Annotated in this window: 3 protein-coding genes; all 3 read left to right on the top strand. The window is 75.7% G+C overall.

Features of this window, described 5'->3' with window-relative positions:
* The first annotated feature begins 171 nt into the window (after positions 1–171).
* Positions 172–1,086, top strand: a complete 915-nt coding sequence (locus AN218_RS38130) for a phosphopantetheine-binding protein (protein WP_476755957.1) — start codon at positions 172–174, stop codon at positions 1,084–1,086.
* Positions 1,044–3,041 carry a beta-ketoacyl synthase N-terminal-like domain-containing protein gene (locus tag AN218_RS11565; protein ID WP_244900404.1) on the top strand — a complete coding sequence of 666 codons (1,998 nt, stop codon included), beginning with the start codon at positions 1,044–1,046 and terminating at the stop codon, positions 3,039–3,041. Before AN218_RS38130 ends, AN218_RS11565 begins: the two co-directional genes overlap by 43 nt.
* Positions 3,042–3,149: 108 nt before the next feature.
* Positions 3,150–3,476, top strand: a 327-nt coding sequence (locus AN218_RS36615; protein ID WP_216311754.1) for a hypothetical protein, incomplete at its 3' end; no start/stop codon positions are given.

Raw genomic sequence — 3,476 nt, 5'->3', positions numbered from 1 at the left:
CGGCCTGCCGACGCCGCGGCGCTGCTCGCCGCACCCCTGACGCTGGACGGCGACGGCTTCTACTCCGCGCTCGGCGAGGCGGGCGTGGACGCCCGCCCGTACGCGCGCGCCGTCACCGGCGTCACCGAGGCCGGCGGACGGCGGCTGCTCGTCCGTGTCGCCGAACCGGCGATGTGCCAGGACCCGCACAAGCAGCACGTCAGCATTCCCGCGTGGGTGCTGGCGGGGCTGGCACAGGGCGTGCAGCACGCCACGGGCCGGCCGCGTACGACGGCACTGCGCGCCGCCGCGCTGTACGGCGCCGACCTGACGGACACCCGCGCCCTGCTGCTGGAGCCCGTCGCGGAGGCCACCTTCCGCATCACCTTCCTGGACGGGGACGGGCGGGCGCTGGGCGCGGTGGAGGACGCGGAGTTCACCGATGGGACGTTGCCGCCGTCGCTGGAGGGCGGCGCCGTACCGGTACGGGCCGAACTGCCGGGCGCGGCACGCCCGTTGGCGGCGGCCTCGGTACCGGCGACGGCGCTTCCGGCGCCGCACAGTGAGCCACCTGCCGCGCCTGCCGCGGAAGCGGACGCCGACGCGGGGGACGCGCTCGTCGCCGTGCTGCGGGAGACGGTCGCCGACCTGCTCAAGTTCGAGCTGGACGAGATCGACCTCGACACCCACTTCCACGCGTACGGCTTCGAGTCCATCGCCCTCGCGCGGCTGGCCTCCGAACTCAACGGCCTGCTCGGAACGGACCTCAGCCCGGTCGTGTTCTTCGAGTGCCCCGACATCCGCAGCCTCGCCGCCCATCTGCGCGAGCGCTACGACGCGGAGACGGCGGCCCGCGCCGTCCGCGGCACCGGGGACGGCACCGGGACGGACGCGGCCCGGGCGCCGACTCCCGCTCCGGCACCGGCAGTCGGGGCGGCGTCCGCGGCCACCGCGCCCGCCCCCCTCTCGTCCGCCGAGCCCGTGTCCTACCACGAGGCCGACTACCCGGGAGCCGTCGCCGTCGTCGGTGTGGCGGGNCGGGCCGCTTCCCCGGCGCCGCTGACCTGGACACCTTCTGGCAGCGGCTGCGCGCGGGGGACGACCTGATCGGGGAGTACCCGGGCGACCGGTTCGACGAGCGCTACACCGGCGTCGTCGCACGGTCGGACTTCCCGAAGTTCGCGGGCGTCCTCGACGACGTCGACCGCTTCGACGCCGGCTTCTTCAACCTCTCCCGGCTCGAAGCCGAACTGATGGACCCCCAGCACCGGTTGGCCCTGGAGACGGTGTGGGCGGCGCTGGAGGACGGCGGCTACGCGCCCGGCCGGCTGCCGGAGAACACCGGCGTCTACGTCGGCGTCTCCGGCAGCGACTACCACCACCTGCTGAACGCCAGCGGCGTGGCACCGGACGGCTTCACCGCCACCGGCAACGCCCACTCGATGCTGGCCAACCGGATCTCCTTCGTCCTGGACGTGCACGGCCCGAGCGAGCCGGTGGACACCGCGTGCTCCAGCTCGCTCGTCGCCCTGCACCGCGCGGTGGAGAGCATCAGGTCGGGCCGCTGCGACATGGCCCTGGCGGGAGGCGTCAACCTGCTGCTGAGCGTCGACACGTTCGCCGCGACGCAGATGGCGGGCATGCTCAGCCCGGACGGCCGCTGCAAGACCTTCTCCGCGGACGCCGACGGCTACGTACGTGCCGAGGGCATCGCCGCGGTGCTACTCAAGCCGCTGGAGCGGGCGTTGGCGGACGGCGACCCGGTCTGGGGCGTCGTACGCGGCAGCGCCGAGAACCACGGCGGCCGTGCCGGTTCGCTCACCGCCCCCAACGCCGTCGCGCAGACCGCGCTCATCCGCGAGGCCATGCGCGGCACCGACCCCGACAGCGTCGGCTACGTCGAGGCGCACGGCACGGGCACCGGTCTCGGCGACCCCGTCGAGGTCGGCGCCCTCGACAGCGCCTACCGCGCGCTGCGTTCGGACCGCGGGCGTGTGGAGAGCGGCACCGCACCGGTGGCGCTGGGCTCGGTGAAGACCAACATCGGGCACGCCGAGTCGGCGGCCGGGCTCGCCGGGGTGCTGAAGGTGCTGCTGGCCATGCGCCACGGGGAACTGCCGCCGACCCTCCACTGCGACCGGCTCAATCCCCATCTGCCGCTGTCCGGCGGCGGGTTCGAGGTGGTGCGCGAGGTACGCCGCTGGGAGCCGCGGCTCGACGCGGACGGGCGGCCGTGGCCGCTGCGCGCCGGGGTGAGCAGCTTCGGCTTCGGCGGCGCCAACGCGCACGTCGTGCTGGAGGCCGCACCCGCGGCGGCACGGGAACGGGCCGTACGGGAAACGGCTTCGCGGGATGCGTCCGTACGGTCCGCGCACGGGACGCAGGGCGCTCCGCAGGCCGTCGCTCCGCAGATCGTCGCCGTCTCGGCGCGTGACGGCGAGCGGCTGCGGATCGTGGCCGAGCGGCTGCGGGACTTCCTGCGGCGGGAGCACGGTGCGGGCCGGGCGCCCGCGACGGCCGACCTCGCCCGCACGTTGCAGACGGGACGGGAGGCGATGGAGGCGCGTCTCGCCTTCGTCGCCGAGGAGACCGGGGACGTGCTCGACGTACTGGACCGGTTCCTCAAGGGCGAGGAGCCCGGCGGCTGGCACACCGGCGCACTGCGGCGCTCGCGCGGCGCGGGAGTGCGGCGCGACCGGGCGCAGGACCCGCGGGTGACCCGCGCGCTGCGGGACGGGGACCTCGATGCGGCCGCCGCGCTGTGGTGCGAGGGGGCGCTCGTCGACTGGCAGGCGCTGCACCCGCCGGGGGAGCGCCGCACCGTGCGGCTGCCCTCGTACCCGTTCGCCCGCGAACGCTACTGGGTGCCCACGGACGGGGCGGCCCCGCCACCGGAGACCGGCGGACCCGGCGGCGTCGAGTACGGCATCGGGTCCGGCACCGGGTCTGGCGCCGCCCAACTCGGCGACGGCGGGGGCGTGTTCGACGCCGGAGCCCGTGCCGCGGTGCTCGACGCGGTCCTCGACGGACGGGCCGATCCCGACGACCTCGCCCGTACCTGACGCCGTACGCGTCCGCCCCCGCCCTCTCTTCTCTTCGGACGAGCGGCCCCGCGCCGCACCGTGACCTGACCTGGAACGGATCCCACAGTGAGTCGAAACATCCTGCGTGTGCCGGCATGGCGAGACGAGCCGTCGCGCGGGCAGGCGGCACCGGCCGGAGTCCGCCGGCTGGCCGTCCTGTGCGACGTCCCGGACGCGGAGGCGGCGCTGCTGCGGCAGCACTCGCCCCGCCTGCCCGTCGTCCTGGTGGAGAGCCGGGACGACGGGCCCGCCGCCGCGTACGAGCACGCCGCCACCCGGCTGCTCGCCGAGCTCCAGAGGCTGCTGGGCCGCCCGGCGGCGGCCCCGTGCCGGGTGCAGGTGGTGTGCCGGGAGGGCACGCCGCAGGGCTGGGCGGGACTGCTCGGCATGCTGCGTACGGCGGCGCAGGAAGAC

The organism is Streptomyces nanshensis, assembly GCF_001751255.1.
Classification (GTDB): domain Bacteria; phylum Actinomycetota; class Actinomycetes; order Streptomycetales; family Streptomycetaceae; genus Streptomyces; species Streptomyces nanshensis_A.
Note: the sequence above shows the minus strand (reverse complement) of the source record. Positions and strands in the feature narration are given on the sequence as shown.